At 63.7% G+C, this 17292-nt stretch carries 15 protein-coding genes and 1 pseudogene; 4 read left to right on the top strand and 12 right to left on the bottom strand.

Features of this window, described 5'->3' with window-relative positions; translation table 11 throughout:
* Window positions 1-11 precede the first annotated feature (11 nt).
* The gene (locus J7024_RS07465; RefSeq protein WP_124825816.1) at window positions 12-638 is read right to left on the bottom strand and encodes a ParB-like protein; all 627 of its coding nucleotides are present in this window, start codon (window positions 636-638) and stop codon (window positions 12-14) included.
* Between the two features lie 126 nt (window positions 639-764).
* Entirely contained in the window at window positions 765-1307 is a 543-nt protein-coding gene (locus J7024_RS07460) for a GNAT family N-acetyltransferase (RefSeq protein WP_175770616.1), read from the bottom strand.
* A 280-nt stretch (window positions 1308-1587) separates the two neighbouring features.
* On the opposite strand from J7024_RS07460, the gene J7024_RS07455 reads away from it, so the two are divergent.
* The 3 genes from J7024_RS07455 to J7024_RS07445 all read left to right on the top strand — a co-directional run bounded on the left by J7024_RS07455 (window position 1588) and on the right by J7024_RS07445 (window position 5838).
* Window positions 1588-2808 carry an MFS transporter gene (locus tag J7024_RS07455; protein ID WP_124825818.1) on the top strand — a complete coding sequence of 407 codons (1221 nt, stop codon included), beginning with the start codon at window positions 1588-1590 and terminating at the stop codon, window positions 2806-2808.
* Between the two features lie 215 nt (window positions 2809-3023).
* On the top strand, window positions 3024-3842 hold the full coding sequence (locus J7024_RS07450; protein WP_124825819.1) for a TetR/AcrR family transcriptional regulator: 819 nt from the start codon (window positions 3024-3026) through the stop codon (window positions 3840-3842).
* A gap of 241 nt (window positions 3843-4083) precedes the next feature.
* The gene (locus J7024_RS07445) at window positions 4084-5838 is read left to right on the top strand and encodes an AMP-binding protein (RefSeq protein ID WP_175750828.1); all 1755 of its coding nucleotides are present in this window, start codon (window positions 4084-4086) and stop codon (window positions 5836-5838) included.
* 62 nt (window positions 5839-5900) lie between these two features.
* Here the strand turns inward: J7024_RS07445 and J7024_RS07440 are convergent.
* Window positions 5901-6167: pseudogene (locus J7024_RS07440) on the bottom strand (hypothetical protein).
* Window positions 6168-6463: 296 nt separating this feature from the next.
* On the opposite strand from J7024_RS07440, the gene hfq reads away from it, so the two are divergent.
* Entirely contained in the window at window positions 6464-7036 is a 573-nt protein-coding gene (gene hfq, locus J7024_RS07435; protein ID WP_175770617.1) for an RNA chaperone Hfq, read from the top strand.
* Window positions 7037-7120: 84 nt separating this feature from the next.
* Here the strand turns inward: hfq and J7024_RS07430 are convergent, their stop codons facing one another.
* The 9 genes from J7024_RS07430 to J7024_RS07390 form a co-directional block, all read right to left on the bottom strand.
* On the bottom strand, window positions 7121-7828 hold the full coding sequence (locus J7024_RS07430; protein WP_175770615.1) for a DUF2968 domain-containing protein: 708 nt from the start codon (window positions 7826-7828) through the stop codon (window positions 7121-7123).
* A 54-nt stretch (window positions 7829-7882) separates the two neighbouring features.
* Window positions 7883-9274 (bottom strand): sigma 54-interacting transcriptional regulator, encoded by a 1392-nt coding sequence (locus J7024_RS07425; RefSeq protein WP_124825822.1) that lies wholly within the window; start codon window positions 9272-9274, stop codon window positions 7883-7885.
* Between the two features lie 51 nt (window positions 9275-9325).
* Window positions 9326-11413, bottom strand: coding sequence for a pilus assembly protein TadG-related protein (locus J7024_RS07420; protein ID WP_175858805.1), 2088 nt, complete (start codon window positions 11411-11413; stop codon window positions 9326-9328).
* A gap of 11 nt (window positions 11414-11424) precedes the next feature.
* Window positions 11425-11625 (bottom strand): DUF3613 domain-containing protein, encoded by a 201-nt coding sequence (locus J7024_RS07415; RefSeq protein ID WP_442861898.1) that lies wholly within the window; start codon window positions 11623-11625, stop codon window positions 11425-11427.
* Between the two features lie 127 nt (window positions 11626-11752).
* Complete coding sequence (locus J7024_RS07410; protein WP_175858807.1) at window positions 11753-12604, bottom strand: tetratricopeptide repeat protein; 852 nt, start codon at window positions 12602-12604, stop codon at window positions 11753-11755.
* A gap of 22 nt (window positions 12605-12626) precedes the next feature.
* On the bottom strand, window positions 12627-13628 hold the full coding sequence (locus J7024_RS07405) for a type II secretion system F family protein (RefSeq protein WP_175858808.1): 1002 nt from the start codon (window positions 13626-13628) through the stop codon (window positions 12627-12629).
* A 4-nt stretch (window positions 13629-13632) separates the two neighbouring features.
* Window positions 13633-14625 (bottom strand): type II secretion system F family protein, encoded by a 993-nt coding sequence (locus tag J7024_RS07400; RefSeq protein ID WP_175858809.1) that lies wholly within the window; start codon window positions 14623-14625, stop codon window positions 13633-13635.
* The gene (locus J7024_RS07395) at window positions 14618-15973 is read right to left on the bottom strand and encodes a CpaF family protein (RefSeq protein ID WP_175858810.1); all 1356 of its coding nucleotides are present in this window, start codon (window positions 15971-15973) and stop codon (window positions 14618-14620) included. The genes J7024_RS07400 and J7024_RS07395 overlap by 8 nt, the downstream gene beginning before the upstream one ends.
* A 3-nt stretch (window positions 15974-15976) precedes the next feature.
* Entirely contained in the window at window positions 15977-17251 is a 1275-nt protein-coding gene (locus tag J7024_RS07390; protein ID WP_175858811.1) for a fimbrial protein, read from the bottom strand.
* Between the last annotated feature and the right edge of the window lie 41 nt (window positions 17252-17292).

Below are 17292 nucleotides of genomic sequence, written 5' to 3'. Positions count from 1 at the left end.
CCGTGCGCGTTTCAGGGTTTGACGGCGATGACGCCCGACCAGCCGGGCAGATAGCGCGCGTCCTGGTCGTGCGCGCGATGCAGCGCGACGTCGAGCGCCTTCGCGAAATTCTTGCGGATCTGGTCGAGCGTGACGTGCTGGCGCAGGTAGTCGGCCCACAGGAATTCACTGAACGGCGTCGCGTCCTTCGCGTAACCGCCCGCCGTGCGCAGTTCGCCCGCGAGGCTGCGATACGGATCGTCCTCTAGCCCCGTGAGCGCCTTCGGCAGATGCGCGTAGTCGCGACGCGAGCCGTCCGCGCCGAACGGATGCACCCACTGGTTGTGTTCCATCATCCGCCAGAAGATCGTGTCGTCGAGCCAGGACAGATCCTTCAGCAGCATCGCGTTGATGCGCGACTCCCCTTCCTCGATCAGCGCGAGGCCGAGATGATGGTGATCGGTGATGTAATGCAGGCCGTCCGGGCCGAGGACGGCCGGGAACCAGTGCGATTCGATTGCGGCCTTGCGCGCGCGCTTGTCGAGCGCCTTCCAGTGCTTGCGCTTCGCTTTCACTTCGCGATAGCCGACCGTCATCTGCGTGGGACGCAACGCGTCGAGCCTGAGGGGAATGAGATGAACGTCGTTGCCGAGTGCCATGGTCGTACCCCATGTTGCTGATTTCCGGCAACGATACTCCTGATCCTGCGAGCCGTTAATACGTCACGACCTCGATGCGCGCGTGATTGACCATCTCTGACAACCGGCCGCGCCGGCACACGGCAATTACGCGCGCAGATCGTCGCGTTCGAGACGGTGGCGAACGTAGGGAATCCCGTCGTGCACGACATTCACGCGACGCATGCCGAGCTTGCGCGCGACGTTCAGCGAACCCGTGTTCGCCTCGGCGATATCGGCGATCACGCGCGGCAGCCGCACGGTGTCGAACGCGTGACGCACGACGGCCGCCGCGGCTTCACACGCGATGCCGCGCCCCCACGCCGCGCGCACGAGCCGCCAGCCGATCTCGACATCGCGGGCGCCGTCGGCATAGTCGGGAATCAGCAGGATCCAGCCGACGAACACGTCGGGCGCGTGCTTCTCGAAGATCGACCAGTAGCCGAGGCCGGGCGGATAGTCGCGCGTGATCCGGTGCGTGACGAAACGACGATGCTCGACCGGATCGTGCCACGGACCCGCGATATGCCGCGTGACTTCGGGATCGCGATCCATCGCGATGCTCGCGTCGAGATCGGCCAGCACGCGCGGACGCAGCCACAGCCTCTCGGTCTCGAACACGGGCAACGCAACAGCACAACGTTCGGTCATCCGGACTCCTGATTCGACGGCGATGTGCATCGAGCACATTACATAATTGATACAAAAAGCCTTCCACAATGATACATCCGCCTGTCGCTTTGCTCGCCGCCCTCCGTTTTCGCTTTCGCAACAGTTCATTTCGTAGGGATTATTCCCGATTCGACGTTATCGCGCCCCACATCGCACGACGCTGCGGCCTACACTCGATCCATGCCCCCGCGCCGCGCGCAGCCGGGTCGGCGTCCCTCTGCACATCGTAAGCGCGCTAGCCAACGAGGAGACTTCGGACATGAGCTGGACCCGCGAACAACGCAACGTCACGATCGCCGCCTATCTGGGCTGGACGCTCGATGCGTTCGATTTTTTCCTGATGGTTTTCGTGCTGAAGGACATCGCCGCCGAATTCGCGTCGACGATCCCCGCCGTCGCCTTCGCGCTCACGCTGACCCTCGCCATGCGCCCGCTCGGCGCACTGATCTTCGGCCGGCTCGCCGATCGTTTCGGTCGCCGTCCGACGCTAATGGTCAACATCGCGTGCTACTCCGTGCTCGAACTCGCATCCGGCTTCGCGCCGAGCCTGACCGCCCTGCTGGTACTGCGCGCGCTGTTCGGCATCGCGATGGGAGGCGAATGGGGCGTCGGCTCCGCGCTGACGATGGAAACCGTGCCGACCCATGCACGCGGCATCGTGTCGGGCCTGCTGCAGGCCGGCTATCCGAGCGGATACCTGCTCGCGTCGATCGTGTTCGGCCTGTTCTACCAGTACATCGGCTGGCGCGGGATGTTCATGGTCGGCGTACTGCCCGCGCTGCTCGTGCTGTACGTGCGTACGCACGTGCCCGAATCGCCGGCCTGGAAGCAGATGGAAAAGCGTGCGCGGCCGAGTCTCTGGGCCACGTTGCAGCAGAACTGGAAGCTCACGATCTACGCGATCGTGCTGATGACCGCGTTCAACTTCTTCTCGCACGGCACGCAGGATCTCTACCCGACCTTCCTGCGCGAACAACACCATTTCGATCCGCACACCGTGTCGTGGATCACGATCGTGCTGAATATCGGCGCCATCGTCGGCGGCCTGTCGTTCGGTGCGATCTCGGAGCGCATCGGCCGCCGCCGCGCGATCTTCATCGCGGCACTGATCGCGCTGCCGGTGCTGCCGCTGTGGGCATTCTCGAGCGGCCCGGTCGCGCTCGCCGCCGGCGCGTTCCTGATGCAGATTTCCGTGCAGGGTGCATGGGGCGTGATCCCGGTCCACCTGAACGAGATTTCGCCCGACGAGATTCGCGCGACCTTCCCCGGTGTCGTCTATCAGCTCGGCAACCTGCTTGCGTCGGGTAACGCGACGATGCAGGCGTCGTTCGCGGTTTCGCAAGGCAACAACTACGGTTACGCGCTCGCGCTCGTCGCCGGCATCGTGGCCGTCGTGATCGCGGTGCTGATCCTGTTCAGCCGCGAGCGGCGCGGCATCGACATGACGCAATCGGTCAATACGCGTACCACCGTGAACTGATCGCACGCATTGCCGCATCGCATCATCGCGCGCGCCCCGTCCCGCCGGGGGCGCGCGAATGACTTTCCGCACCTGCACATCGAACTAGAGGAATTTGTCCAGATTCCCCGCTTGCCCGCTCCGCCCGCGTTTTTTTATCTTAATAAAAACGGCTGTTTGAATCAGATAATCAAATCACCAGTTCGCGGCCGGGAAACCGGCGTGGGAGGCGGAACATGGCAGTAAGTCAGGAGGGGCGATCGTCTGCCGGACGGCCGTCCGGCGGCCGGTCATCCGGCACTCGACAGGCCGGCGGGACGAAGGCGCGGATTCTCGATGCGGCCGAGGATCTGTTCATCGAACATGGCTTCGAGGCAATGTCGATGCGGCAGATCACGTCGCGCGCGGCGGTGAACCTCGCAGCGGTCAATTACCATTTCGGCAGCAAGGAAGCGCTGATCCACGCGATGCTGTCTCGACGGCTCGATCAGCTCAACCAGGAACGTCTCGGCATCCTCGATCGCTTCGATGCGCAGCTCGGTGAGCACATCACCTGCGAGCACGTGCTCGGCGCGATGTTCATTCCCGCATTGAAGGCATCGCGCGACCCCGAACGCGGCGGCCCCGCGTTCCTCCGGCTGATCGGCCGCGCGTACACCGACCCGTCGCCATTCGTGCGCAACTTCCTGACCGCCCACTACGCAAGCGTCGCGGGCCGTTTCTTCGACGCGTTCCAGCGTGCGCTGCCGCACCTGCCGCGCACGGAGCTCGGCTGGCGGCTGCACTTCGCGATCGGCGCGCTGTCCGGCGCGCTCGCCGGTGCCGAGACCGAAAGCCTGATCGACGAATTCTCGCAAGGCCGCACGATGAACGACGTGCAGATGATCGCGCGGCTGTCTTCGCTGATCGTCGCCGCGCTGAAGGCCCCGATGCCCGACAGCGCGCAATTGTCGATCTTCGCCGCAGTGCTCGACGATGCGGGCGCGAGCGAGGCATTCGGGCTGATACCGGGTATGGCAGGCGCCGATACGGTCACGCTGCACCCGACGAACTGATCCCACCGACGGCCGCGCAGGCGGCATTTCATCGATGACTTGCGGGGTGCGGGATCGCGCGGACATGCAAGCGTTCGTGCCGGTTCGGCGCCCATGTATGCGGCCCGCGTTCACGCGCAGGCCCGGGCCGAACGAATGTCGTGCGGCGCCGTGCCGGCGCGCGGGCTTTCGTCGACTGCACAATATCGGGCAGGAACAAGCGCCGACGCGCTCACTCTCGCCGAGACACCGGAGAACCATCATGTCAGCATCCGCAGCCACCGCAGCGGCCCAGCTCCCGCCGAACACCGACGGCATCTGGTACGCGTCGTACCCGCCCGGCGTCCCGCACGAGATCGACGTCACGCAATATGCGTCCCTCGTGCAATTCTTCGACGAATGCACGACCCGCTTTGCCGAACGCGTCGCCTACGTAAGCGCAGGCGCATCGATGACCTACCGCACGCTCGCGCAGAAAGTCGACGCGTTCGCATCGTACCTGCAAGGCACGGGCGTGAAGCCGGGCGATCGCGTCGCGATCATGCTGCCGAACTCGTTTCAGTACCCGGTCGCACTGTTCGGCACGCTGAAGGCCGGCGCGATCGTCGTCAATGTCAATCCGCTCTACACCGCGCGCGAACTCGCGCATCAGTTGAAGGACAGCGGTGCGCAGACGATCGTCGTGTTCGAGAATTTCGCGCGCACGCTGCAGGACGCGCTGCCGGAAACGCAGGTGAAGAACATCATCGTCACCGCGCTCGGCGACCTGCTCGCCGACGGCTTCAATGCGAAAGGACGCCTGATCAATTTCGTGCTGAAGCACGTGAAGAAGCTCGTGCCCGCCTACCAGTTGCCGCAGGCGATCCGGCTGCGCTCCGCACTCGCGCTCGGCATGCGCGGCAAGCCGCAGCCGGTGCCGATGACGCGCGACGACCTCGCGTTCCTGCAATACACCGGCGGCACGACCGGCGTCGCGAAAGGCGCGATGCTCACGCACGGCAACCTGATCGCCAACCTGCTGCAGGCGAAGGCCTGGATCGCCGACCAGGTCACCGGCGACGTCGAGACGGTGCTCACACCGCTGCCGCTCTATCACATCTATTCGCTGACGGTGAACGCATTCATCTTCATGGGACTCGGCGGGCGCAACATCCTGATTGCGAACCCGCGCGATACGAACATGGTGATGAAGATCATCCGCCACGAGACCTTCACCGGGATCACCGGCATCAATACGCTGTACAACGCCTTCCTCGACAACGAGGAATTCCGCAAGCGCGACTTTTCGAAGCTCAAGCTCGCGATGGCGGGCGGGATGGCGATGCAGCGCGCGGTCGCGGAGCGCTTCCACCAGGTCACGGGCCGGCCGGTCGTCGAAGGCTACGGGCTCACCGAATGCTCGCCGATCGTCACGATGAATCCGGTGAACCTGACCGACATGGCCGCGTTCAGCGGCTCGATCGGTCTGCCCGCACCGTCGACCGTCGTGCGCTTTCGACGCGAGGACGGCACCTGGGCCGGCATCGGCGAGCCGGGCGAGCTCTGCGTGCACGGCCCGCAAGTGATGCGCGGTTACTGGCAGCGGCCGGACGAGACCGCGAAGGTGATCGATGCCGACGGGTGGCTCGGCACCGGCGACATCGGCGTGATGGACGAGCGCGGCTTCATCCGCCTCATCGACCGCAAGAAGGACATGATCCTCGTCTCGGGCTTCAACGTGTATCCGAACGAGATCGAGGAAGTGCTCGTGATGCATCCCGGCATCAGCGAAGCGGCGGCGATCGGCATCCCTGACGAAGTACAGGGCGAGCGGATCAAGGTATTCGTCGTGCGCCGCGATCCCGCGCTGACCGTCGAGGACGTGCTCGCGCACTGCCGCAAGAATCTCACCGGCTACAAGATGCCGAAATTCGTCGAATTCCGTGAAGCGTTGCCGCAGACGAACGTCGGCAAGATCCTGCGCCGCGCGCTGCGCGACGAGGAAATGGCCAGGATCAAGGCCGGGAAGCAAGGTTAAGCGAGCCGGGCGGGACGCGGCGGGACGATCCCGGCCGTGCTCCGGCAACACGCACAATCGGCTTAGTCGTCGTCGCGATGCTCGCGCCAGTGCCGCTCATGGTGCCAGCGCCATTTCCGGTAGCGATCGTCGCCGTAATAGCCGTATCCGTCATCCGGCTACGCGACCACCGCCGGCTGCTGCGCCACATAGACCGGTGCCGTCTCGGCATAGACTGGCGCGACCGGCACGCCGATACCAGCCGACAGGCCGACGTGCCCTGCCATTGCCCTGCCGGAAGCAAGCAACGCTGCGCTCCCGGGCCATCCCTCGATTGTCTTTGTGCTCATGTCCCGTATCCCTGATCTGCAGGCCTGCCCGACTTGCGCGACGACTTTAATCGCGATATGCATCGTCAGGTGCTGCGCTGCTGCGAGATTCGTAACGCACCGTATGGAACGGGCACTTAGCCATTCGACCGAATCGCGAAAACGCGCGGGAACGTCTATAGTGGGTTACGGTTCGACACAATCACGACCGCGCGCTGGCGGAACGAACAGGGTAAAATCTCGCCAAACACTTGGTGGGCGAACACGCCACACACACGCACAACATATTCTCTGACGCAGGCTCCTGCCGCACCTCAATGGCCAATCCCGCAGAATCCCATCCGCAAAACGACTTCATCAATGCGGCGCGCAAGGAACGTAAGCGCGTTGAAATCTATCTCGTCAACGGCATTCGTCTGACGGGTTGCATCGAGTCGTTCGACCAGTATCTGGTGATGCTGCGCACCCCCGTGGGTCTGCAAGGCATCTACAAGCGCGCCATTTCCACGATCCAGCTCGACACCGGCGGCTCGCGCCCCGGCGGCGGCGGCCCGCGCGGTCCGCGCACCGGCGGCCGGCCGGGCGGTCGCGAAGGCGGTGGCCACAGCCCGTACGGCTCGCACGGCGGCTCCCGCGAGTCGCGCGGCGACGGCGGCGGCTATGGTTCGCGTGAACCGCGCGAAGGCTACGGCTCCCGCGAACCGCGCGAGGGATATGGCGCGCCGCGCGAACCCCGTGAAGGCTATGCCCCGCGCGAACCGCGCGAAAGCTACGGCGCACCGCGCGACGCCGGCGACGCATCGAGTAGCCCGTCGCCGTCCGATGCACGCGGCGGCAACGGGCCGGTCATCGTCACGCGCCGCCGGCGAATCGTGCCGGACGGCCAGTAAAACAAAGGGCAAGCCAACCGGCTTGCCCTTTTTTCTTGTCGGTCGGCGCGGCATGTCGCCGCACCTGCCCCATCCCGTTTCTGCTCAGCGTGCCGTCGTCGGCAAGCCTGCGTCGGCCTCGCGCTGCAGGGAACGCACCTGCTGCTGCAATGCACGCAACTGCGATTGCAGTTCCGCCTGCTGCGCCTGCAATGCCGCCGTTTCGTTACGCACCGTCTTCTGGCGATCCGCGACCGCTGCCTGCTGCTGACGCGCGATCGAGATGTCGGCTTGCAGGCGTCGTGCCCGCTCCTGCGTGACTTCGATCTGCTGGTCCATTTGCACCTTCTGCGATTCCAGCTTCGCCGCGCGCAACTCGTTGACCGCCAGCCGTTCGGCCTGACGCGAGAAATCGCGATAGATCGCTTCCGCCCGCGTTTCGTCGTAAGTCTTGATCACACGCCAGAACGCCTTCTGCTGGAACAGCGCGACGAAATACGAACCGTCCTTGACGCTGAAAAGCAGGCTCGCGCCATAACTGCCGTTATAGTTCGTGCGCATTTCCGTCAGCGAATGCGCCTGGATCTGGCGCTGCAGTTCGTCAACCGTGCTCTGCCCGGTCGTCTCGCCTGCCTGCGGCTGCACCGACGTCTGATCCTGCTGATCGATCACCGGAATCGCCGCCACCGGCGCGGACGCCTGCTGTACTGCCGGCGTCCCGTTGCCTGCCAGCCCCTGCGCGAGCGCGCCCTGCATGCCCCCTACCACGGCGAGCAACGCACACGCCCGCCCCAACCCCGTCATATGGCTCATCAATTTTGATACCCGCCCGTGTCGTTGTAATTCAGCGCGATTTTATCTCATTAATTACTCGCTTTCGCGCGTCTCGGGCTCCTCGTCGAATATCTGGTATTTACGCATCTTTTCCCACAGTACCTTGCGGCTGATACCAAGTTGCTGCGCCGTATCCTGACGCCGCCAACCGTTTGCGTCGAGGGCTGCGATCACGCGGCTGCGCTCGTTCATATCCCATTTGCTGCGATCGACGAAGACTTCCGCCGCGCTCTCCACCGGCACCGGCTGTGCCGAGCTGCGCGCATGCGCGACCAGCCGCTGCAATCGCGCCGCATCCCAGCCTCCCGTCTGCCGCACAGTCACGCCGACGCGCTCCGCCAGGTTGCGCAATTCGCGCACGTTGCCGGGGAAATAGCTGTCCGCGACCGCATCCGCGAGCCAGTAAGGCAGGTCGGATAGCTGCGCGAGCCGCTCCTCGCCCACCACCTCCGCGACGAACGACTTGAACAGCGCGATCTTGTCGACCGCGCCCCGCTCTTCCAGCGAAGGAATGCTAAGCTCGATCACCGCGAGCCGATAGTAAAGATCCGCACGGAACAGGCCGTCCTTCACGAGTTGCGGCAGCTTCTTGTTGCTGGCCGCGACCAAACGGAAATCGACCTTGATCGACGTCGTCGCGCCGACGCGCAGCACGGCGCCGTCCTCGAGCACGCGCAGCAGCTTGACCTGCTGGTACAACGGCAGGTCGCCGACTTCGTCGAGGAACAGCGTGCCGCCCGCCGCCTGCTCGAAATAGCCTTTATGCGCAACAACCGCGCCGGTAAACGAGCCTTTCGCGTGTCCGAAGAACAGCGATTCAAACAGGCCGTCCGGAATCGCACCGCAGTTGACCGGCACGAATTCGCCCTGCCGGTAACGCGAGTGCTTTGCGTGGAGCAGTTGCGCGATGCGCTCTTTGCCGACACCGGTTTCGCCGTGCAGCAGTACGTTGGTATCGCAGTCGGCGAACGTGTCGACTTCGCGCAGCAGCGCCTGCATCGACTCGGAGTGCGCAACGAGTTCGGACGGTTGCAGCGTTTCGGCCGCGTGTGCGCGCAACTGCGTGACGAGCTTGCCGACCATGCCGCGCAGTTCGGCGCACGTGAAGTCGAGCGGCAGGATATGCGAATAGTCTGGCGGATACTGCGACGCGTCGTGGTCGCGCGCCGCGCCGACCCAGACGACCGGCATGCCGATGTTGGCCTGCCAGTCGCGCAGGAACGCCGCGCCGGTTTCGATCATCGTCACGCTGATGATCGCGAGCGACGGCCGCAATGCGGCGCGCTCGGGCGAGATCTCCGCGTTGTCCGCACGGATCACTTCGACGTCGAAGCTCGCCATGCACCGGGCAACGCGGTCGACGATGTCCGCCTTGCCTTCCCAGACGTAGAGGTCGAGTTCTGCGATTGCGGGGGTGGGTCTCATGATTCGGGAGCAGCTTCAGTTAGTGGCGAGTTGCGTGGTATCGCAGTCAATTCAATGAACGAGCATAGGGTCGCCACATTTGATCGCGAGCGGCGAATTTGCGACATAGGCGTTACCCAGACCGAGCCCCAGAACGCCTGTAATCGAGCTCAGGATCGAATCGACCGGTTGCAAAAGAAGCGGAACGATCGTGTTCCCGAGAGCGGTCAAAAGCGGGCCGGTCAACGTGGTCAGCAATTGGCTCAATATCGCATTCACGTCCAGTCCCAATATCTTCAACAAGTTCAGCAATGTTCCGGTGACACCGCCGCTCACCTGTAGCGATAGCGTGAGGCCACTATTTACGATTCCCTGCACGGCGGGCGCCAAAAACTGCGTCGTTGTGACCGAGGCCTGCTGATATGGTGCCGTATCGGATGCCGTGAACGTAAGCGGCGTCACGCTTTGATTTGCGACGGGAACCGATAGTTGTCCGGACTTCAGTCCGACAGTGACCGAAATCTGCGGAACCAGCAACGACACGAGTTGCGACAGCAAACCAGACAGTAAGCCCCCGCCTCCCAATTGCGTACCCAGCACCGAGGTCAAATTTGTCAAGCCGGCGAGACTCGGCTGACTGCTAAGCAGGTTGAGCAGGCTCTGCAAATTGACGGTCATCAACGGGGTCGTTCCGCTGCCGTCGGGAACATAGCCCGTCGGAGCAGTGAGTTTGATCGGCGCTGGCCCGCTCGATGAGCCGCCCAGATAGGCGGCAAGTACGCCGGTCTGAACGTTTACTACCGCGGTTTTCTGGCCTGGGGTGCTACAGACGGACTGCAAACCCGCCGTCGCCGGTGCTACGTAGATGGTGATCGGCAATTGCACGGTCGCCAAAGAGGTCGCGGTGCCTGTCTTGCAACTATTGTTACCGTAGACCAACGATCCATCGGAGCATGTCGTCAGCAGCGACAGCGACGTATTGAGGAATATCGTCCCCTGCGAAGCCGTTGCATGAGTCGTGCAATCCGTCGTCCCGCAATTCGCCGGACCGGGTGGACCGCTCGCCGTAGATGGCTGATTGCCGGCAAGCGACACGGAACCTTGCACGGTCGCATTCAGCAGCGGCGCGAGCGCAGTCGGGGTCTGGACCGTTATGGAATTAATGCTGACCGGTGTCGTGCCGTTTGCGACTTGCAACGCCGTCGTCAACAATCCAAGCGCATTGACGCTGGCATTGACCGCACTCGTTCCACTGGAGACAGCGGTTTGAACGAGATTGCCAAGCGAGACGGAAGGACCACCGCAGTTCTGGGAATTGGGACAAATCGCGGCAACGATTGTGCTCAGAACGGTCAGGTTCGCACCTGCTACATTCTGTTGCGTCGCCGCCTGCAATTCGGCATTGAGCAGTTGACCGAGTGTCACGGTCCCCGACAGCACGGACGAGCTGGAACCCACCGGCAAATTGGCGAGAATACCGGCCATGTTGAGGTTGACCTGCGCCAGGCCCTGATAGTCGACTACCGATAGCGTCAACGGATTCGGGGAATTGGTGAGGGTCGTGAGCAACTGATTGACCAATCCACCTTGCAACGTAGCAAGCGACGTGAGAAGCGTAAAACTGTCGGAAGGCGTGCTCTTGGCAATGGCCGACGCACTGACCGTGATGCCACTGCGGAAGAGCCCGGTAACGGGCTCCGAAATGGTTACGCACGTGGCATTGGGAAGCTGACCGCTCGCGACCGTTCCCGCCGATAAGCCACCGCATTGTCCATTGGTCGTCGATGCCCCGGCAGTCGGCGTAAACAATGCATTCGCGGTTGCCGTCGGGGCAGTCCAAACGCCGCACGTCACCGAAACGGTCGCGCTTGCCGGCAGACGATTCGTTGAGAGGTTTGCCATGCCGGATGCAACGGATTGAGCACTGCCACACGTCGAGTCGACCGCAAGTGTGGTGACGGCCGAAAGCGCGGCCAGATCGGCAGATGCCTGCATATGGCGCCGCTCGGCATAGAAATGGCCTATGTCGATCGATGCAAGCACGATGATCGCGATCGATACCCAGATCGCCGCGAGTATCGCAACGGCGCCACGCTCCCGGCGCGGTGCCGAGAGACCGAAACGGTGCGCCCGAGCCGGGTTTGGTCGAACTGCCTTCATCGCCATCTCGGTTATTGAGCCGCCTGCCCGCCACCCGCCCCGATCTGCGAATTCATCGAACTCGGAATCTTGCTCTTGAACGAGTCGAGATAACGCTGATAGGCAAGCGTCGCGACATCCCCGAGCACCGGCTGCGCCGGAGCGGCCGCACGATTGTCGCGTTGCAGCGCCAGCCACTCGTTCGTCGAGCGGCCGACGTCGGATGCGCCCAATGTCCTGTTCTGCCCGTACGCAGCCGTCGTGCCGCACACAGCACCTACGATTGCGCAGACTGCCGCGATTCGGCCCACGCGTGCAATGCGTTGATTCTTGTCGTTCATATCGTTCCCCGATGTCTTCTCATTGTGCGAACCGCTGCAGCAGCGGCGCCGTCGAATCGTAGCCAAGGTTGTTCGCCATCGGCGCAACCGGTGCGATTGGCGTAGCCGCTCCACCACGCGAAACCACCGGCGGCATCGCGACCGCGCGCTGCTGGGCGCGTGACGCGGCGATCACTTTCGCCACGTCACCTTTGATGTCATTGCGGATCTCGGTCGGCAACTGTTCCGCCGTCATCAACCGTTGCGCATCCTGCGTGCGGCCGGCCGCGAACAGATAAAGTGCGAGGTTGCTGACGATCTTCGGACTGCGTTGATCAAGCTCTGCTGCCTTCATCAGCGGCACGCGCGCGCCGACGACGTCGCCGCTCCGCAGCATGGCGTACCCGAGGTCGGACAGCATCGACGCATCGGTCGGCGCAAGCTCCGACGCCTGCGCGAACGCCCGCGTCGCAGCGCTGAAATCGCCGGCCGCACCCGCGAGCAGCCCAAGTCCGCGGTAACCGCGCGCGGCGAGCGGCGTCTTCAGCAACCGTGCGTACTCGGCCGCACTCGCGGCCGGCTGTTGGGTCATCCGCAACGCATCCGCGCGTAGAAGAATCGAGTCCGGCGATGCACCGTACTTCGTGTCGTATGCATCGATATGAGCGAGCGACGCGTAATACAGCCCTTGCGACTGCATCCGCTGGATCAGCCCGAGATACATCGCTGGCGTATCGGGCACTGCCTGCTTCTGATCGGCCGCCTGCATCAACGCCACACGCTCGGCCTGTGCGCTGACGCCGTATCCGCCCTCCTTGGTCGCACACGCGCCGAGCGCAAGCACGATCGCCGCCGTGCCGACACGCCCCACGATTTCACCGATTCGCTTCATGATCTGCCTTTCCTTCGGTCCATCAGTGCTGATTCATCGCCGACAGCGCGCGCACCACCGACAGTATCCCGGGTCCCGCGGTCACGATCAGCAACGCAGGCAACAGCGTCAGAATCATCACGCCCGTCATCTTCACCGTCAATCGACCGATCCGCTCGCGCAGCATCGAGCGACGGCTCTCCCGCAACCGGTCGCCGAACTGCTTGAGCGGCTCCTGCACCGCGCCGCCATGCTTGTCGACCTGGATCATCAGCCGCACGATCGCACGTAAATCCTCGTTGTCGAACGCCCCGGAAAGCCGCTGCATCGCTTGCTCGCGCGTGCGGCCCGCCGCGAACTGACGCTGTGCGATTCCCATTTCCGACGACAGCACCGGCATCATCCCGCGAAAATCGTTCGTCACGACCTGGAGACTCTGGTCGAGCGACAACCCGACACCCTGCAGCAGACGCAACATGTCAACGAGCAGCGGCAACTCGTCGATGACGCTTTGCTGACGGTCCACCGCTCGGCGCCGCACGTACAGCTTCGGCAGCATGAAGCCAATACCGAATGCGGCAAACACGCCGAGTACCCAGTTGCCCCCTGCGATCCGCCCGCTCGCGACCAGCATGAACAAGGCCGGCAGCACGATCGCGCACGCGACGCGTGCGCTCAGAAACAGCCCGCGCGTGCGCGTATCGACATAGCCACACTGTTCCAGCAAACGACGATCCTCGTCCGCGACGATGTACTGACCGAGCCCCGTATCGAGCCAGCGCATGCCAGCCGCCGACAGTCGCTCGAGAAAATGCGCAATGCGCCCGGTACGTGGCGCATCCGACTCCGCAGAGGTCGCACTGCCCTCCTGAGCGCCCCGCAGCTTCGCAGCCTCAAGTGCAGCCGCGCGCCGGTCGAGCGCATCGCGCAGCGCTCGCTCCGCCCGTGTCGCTGCGCTCGCGCGCTGCAACGAGATCAATCCCAGCAGCAACGCTCCGACTGCGCCAAGAATCAAGGCAATCGATCCTAGTAAAGTAGCTGTCATCACATCACCTGAGCCGAGCCATTCGATACAACCAAGCACTGCCAACGATCTGCATCACGAACGCGAAAAACAGCATCCGCCGACCGCTCGGGTCATGCCACATCCCGTGCAGATACGACGGATTCGTCGCGATAACGAATGCAGCGATACCGATCGGCAACAGCACCAGCACGAACGCGGACAACCGCGTTTCGGCCGACATGGCAGTCAGCTCGCGCTCGGCCTGCTCGAGATCGCGCATGAATACCGCCATGCGTTCCAGCATGACGTCTGCCCGGCCACCGTATTTCACCGACAACCGCAGTACCGACCCGACGAGTTCGAACTCCTTGGTCTGATAGATCGCGGCAATGTGCATCATCGCGCGATCAATCTCGACACCGTTGCGCAACATCCGTGATACATGATCGAGACAACCGCGAAGCGGCGCTTCCGTCGTCAACAATGCGGCCTGGAATGCGGCCGGCACACTGTTGCCTAGCGTGACGAGACGAACGATCCCGTCGAGGAACGACGGAATCTGCTGAACGATCTTCACCCGCCTGCGCTGAATTCGCGACACGAGCCAAAACCCGACCAACGCCGCGCCGCCGACGAGCGCCGCAACGCACGCGAGCACGCCTCCCTGACTGCCAGCGATGACTGCAACCGCAACCAGCGCCGTGAGCGCGACCAGCATCTTGCCGCGCACGCCATCGATCCCGGCACGGCTCATGAGATTGGTCAGATATTCAGAGAGCGTCGCACGCCAACGCATCCAGGTCGAACTGGTTGCGGGGTTACGTGACACGCCTCCGGGCGGCGGCGCCACGCGCGGGGCACCAGCCGGCATTGCCTGCGTGGTCACCGACGTGCGCGCGCCCGGCTCAATCCGGCTGTCGATGAAGCGCTGTGTATCCCCGCGCACGCGCCGGACGTCCGCGTGCCGCCAGAGCATCAGCGCCGCCGCGACGCACAGCATCGCGAACGCCAGCATCGCGGCCATCACGCTATACATTGAAGCCTCCGCCGCCACGGCCGAATCCACCGCCAAATCCGCCGCCGCCAAACCCGGCGCTCGTCAATACCTGGCGGAAGCGCGCAAGCTTGGGCGAATGCGGATGGATGCCCAGCGATTCCCAGTGATCGATCTCCTCGCCCTCCGGCGTCACGCGCGCTTCGTAGCGGTAAAGCTCCTGCGTCGCAATGATGTTGTCAGAGAGCCCGGTAACTTCGGTGACCGACAAAATCCGGCGCCGCCCGTTTGACAGGCGACCGATCTGCACGATGAAGTCGATTGCGTTCGCGATCTGCCTCCGCAAGCTCGACTCGGTACCCTGGAAGCCCGAAAACCCTGCCAGCATCTCAAGGCGGTACAGACATTCGCGCGGCGAGCTTGCGTGCACGGTGCCCATTGAACCGTCGTGACCGGTATTCATCGCCTGCAGCATCTCGAGCACTTCGCCACCGCGCACTTCGCCGACGATGATCCGGTCCGGACGCATCCGCAGCGTGTTGCGCAGCAGGTCGCGAATCGTCACGACCCCGGTGCCGTCAAACCCACCCGGTCGGCTCTCGAGCCGCACGACGTGCGGGTGGTTCAGCGACAGTTCGGCCGTATCCTCGATCGTCACGACACGCTCGGCCTCCGGAATGTGGAATGCAAGTGCGTTGAGGAGCGAGGTCTTGCCCGAACTCGTGCCGCCGGACACGAGTACGTTGCAGCGCGCCTCGACTGCTGCCTCGAGGAGCGCACCGATCTCCTCGTTGTACGTGCCGTTACCAAGCAGGTCCGACGGCTTGAGCGGATCCTTGCGGAATTTCCGGATCGACACGATCGGGCCGTCGATCGACAGTGGCTCGATCACTACATTGACGCGCCCGCCATCGGGCAGCCGTGCGTCGACCATCGGGTTCGACTCGTCGAGACGGCGTCCGATCGGTGCGAGAATCCGTCGCACGATCCGCAGCAGATGCGCGTTGTCGGTGAAGCGCACCGGCAACTTCGCGAGGATCCCGTGACGCGACACGTACACGTCGTTGTAACCATTGATCAGGATGTCTTCGACCGCCGGATCTGCGAGCAGGTCTTCGATCGGCCCGAAGCCCGCCAGTTCCTTCGTCAGCGCTTCGGCAATCGCACGCACCTCATTCTCGTTGAGCGGAATCCGGCGCAGGCGCACGAAACTGTCGATCTCGAGATCGACGAATTGATTGATTGCCTGGCGGGACCATCGGCCGAACTCGGCTCCCAGTTCTTCGATGCGGGTCAGCAGGTGCTCGTGCGCCGCATTCTTGATGTCGTGGAATTGCTGCGTCTGGGCGAACGGCGCTGCGCCGTCGGCGAATTGAATGTCGTGTGCCATCGGTTACGACCGCTTGGACGAGGGTTGAATGAAACGTTTGAGCGCAAGCAGGCCCGGTGCGGTGCGCGACGTGCTCACCGTGCCCGACACGCCAGGCAGGCGCGCACCAAGGGATTCGAGTGCGCGTACATACGGATCGCGCTCCGCGGCATCGACAATGAGCCGGCCCTGGTTCGCTGCATGACCAATTGCGACGCGGCGCGCAGGCAACGTGCCGACCAGCGATAGCCCGAGACGCTCGGCGATCTGCCCCGGCATCAGGTCCAGCGCCGGATCGTACTGGTTCACCACGAGCTTGACCCGGTCGGTGTCGACACCCGCATCACGCAATCCGGTGAGCAGGTCTGCCGCTGACACGATCGACGCGACACCCTGATCGCAGACGAGCCACGCCTCGTCGACTGCCGCCGAAATCTGCGTGACGAACTCACGGTTCGAGAATCCGCCGAGGTCGACGACCTGCTGATCGAAGAACGAGCGAAACCGGTTCAGCAAACCGATACATGACGCGTACGACACGTCGCGCAGCGCGCCAAGGTCCTGCGGCAGCGTTGTCAATGCGACGCCGCTCTGATGCCTGCTCAACGCGGTGTTGACGAACGTGCGGTCGATGCGACGCAGATTCTGCACCGCGTCGATGAAATGAAATTCGCAGCGCGTATTCAGGAACAGCGCACCATCGCCAGCCGGCAGTCCCAGATCAATCAACGCGGTTTGACGCCCAGCCGGCGCGCCGCCGTCCAGAACACCGGCCGCCCCCGGGCCGAGCGCGCGCTTCTGCAGCCACACGGCGAGGTTCGCGGCGAGCGTGCTCACACCCATGCCGGCGCGCGCGCCAAGCAATGCGACGACCCTGCCATGACGGCTCGCCGGTTCGCTGACGTGCGACAGCAATCCACGCGTCGTCCGCAGCGCATCTTCGGCCGACGCCGATACGTCGATAAAGTCACGCACGCCTGCGCGCAACGCTGCAAGCGTACTCTCCGGCTGAGCGAGCGAGCCGAGCGCCACGATCGGCAGTCCCGGATGCGCGGCCCGTACCATGGCGACTGCAACGCTCGCCGCCTCGCTGCGTTCGGAGAAATCGATAAATACAAGCGCCGGATTGAGCCCCGTGATGCGCTGCGCAAGCGGGGTCGGTTCCAGCGACGACGCCTCGACTGCCCCGGCCGACACGAGCGTATCGGTCAACCAGCGCACATGCGCTTCCTTCTGAGACGCACAAACAAAATAGTCGGTCACGGCGGGTTCACACAATGATTGGATTCGCGCGTTCATGTCGAACACCCCCGATTACACTACGTATGCCGAAGTATCGC

Source organism: Burkholderia sp. WTPI3 (genome assembly GCF_021483755.1).
Taxonomy (GTDB): Bacteria; Pseudomonadota; Gammaproteobacteria; order Burkholderiales; family Burkholderiaceae; genus Burkholderia.
Note: the sequence above shows the minus strand (reverse complement) of the source record. Positions and strands in the feature narration are given on the sequence as shown.

Bases quoted from the DNA above. Each gene is read 5' to 3' on its own strand.
- J7024_RS07395 (WP_175858810.1), bottom strand. From the start codon at position 15,973: ATGGCACACGACATTCAATTCGCCGACGGCGCAGCGCCGTTCGCCCAG.
- J7024_RS07390 (WP_175858811.1), bottom strand. From the start codon at position 17,251: ATGAACGCGCGAATCCAATCATTGTGTGAACCCGCCGTGACCGACTAT.
- J7024_RS07420 (WP_175858805.1), bottom strand. From the start codon at position 11,413: ATGAAGGCAGTTCGACCAAACCCGGCTCGGGCGCACCGTTTCGGTCTC.
- J7024_RS07400 (WP_175858809.1), bottom strand. From the start codon at position 14,625: ATGTATAGCGTGATGGCCGCGATGCTGGCGTTCGCGATGCTGTGCGTC.
- hfq (WP_175770617.1), top strand. From the start codon at position 6,464: ATGGCCAATCCCGCAGAATCCCATCCGCAAAACGACTTCATCAATGCG.
- J7024_RS07445 (WP_175750828.1), top strand. From the start codon at position 4,084: ATGTCAGCATCCGCAGCCACCGCAGCGGCCCAGCTCCCGCCGAACACC.
- J7024_RS07405 (WP_175858808.1), bottom strand. From the start codon at position 13,628: ATGACAGCTACTTTACTAGGATCGATTGCCTTGATTCTTGGCGCAGTC.
- J7024_RS07465 (WP_124825816.1), bottom strand. From the start codon at position 638: ATGGCACTCGGCAACGACGTTCATCTCATTCCCCTCAGGCTCGACGCG.
- J7024_RS07460 (WP_175770616.1), bottom strand. From the start codon at position 1,307: ATGACCGAACGTTGTGCTGTTGCGTTGCCCGTGTTCGAGACCGAGAGG.
- J7024_RS07455 (WP_124825818.1), top strand. From the start codon at position 1,588: ATGAGCTGGACCCGCGAACAACGCAACGTCACGATCGCCGCCTATCTG.
- J7024_RS07410 (WP_175858807.1), bottom strand. From the start codon at position 12,604: ATGAAGCGAATCGGTGAAATCGTGGGGCGTGTCGGCACGGCGGCGATC.
- J7024_RS07430 (WP_175770615.1), bottom strand. From the start codon at position 7,828: ATGAGCCATATGACGGGGTTGGGGCGGGCGTGTGCGTTGCTCGCCGTG.
- J7024_RS07450 (WP_124825819.1), top strand. From the start codon at position 3,024: ATGGCAGTAAGTCAGGAGGGGCGATCGTCTGCCGGACGGCCGTCCGGC.
- J7024_RS07425 (WP_124825822.1), bottom strand. From the start codon at position 9,274: ATGAGACCCACCCCCGCAATCGCAGAACTCGACCTCTACGTCTGGGAA.